Origin of the sequence: Mesorhizobium sp. M1C.F.Ca.ET.210.01.1.1 (genome assembly GCF_004791585.1) — a bacterium.
GTDB lineage: Bacteria > Pseudomonadota > Alphaproteobacteria > Rhizobiales > Rhizobiaceae > Mesorhizobium.
Map to the genome: position 1 here is coordinate 1 of NZ_SRUU01000252.1, position 246 is coordinate 246.

Here is a 246-nt window from a genome sequence, read left to right on the forward strand (position 1 = left end):
ACAGCGACCCGCACTTCGTCGCCCAGGCTGGCACCGCCGGCACCTACGGCTCGTTCTCGATCGATGTCGACGGCAACTGGAGCTACACGGCGTCCTCGGCGCACAACGAGTTCGTGGCTGGCCAGCACTACACCGAAGACTTCGATGTGGTCAGCGCCGACGGCACCCACACCTCGGTCCATATCGACATCCTCGGCACCAATGATGCGGCTGTGCTGTCGTCGGCCTCGGTCAACCTGACCGAGA

General features: G+C 64.2%; 1 protein-coding gene. It reads left to right on the forward strand.

What is annotated here, in order from left to right:
* Window positions 1-246, forward strand: a 246-nt coding sequence (locus EN853_RS33795) for a VCBS domain-containing protein (protein WP_135861394.1), incomplete at both ends; no start/stop codon positions are given.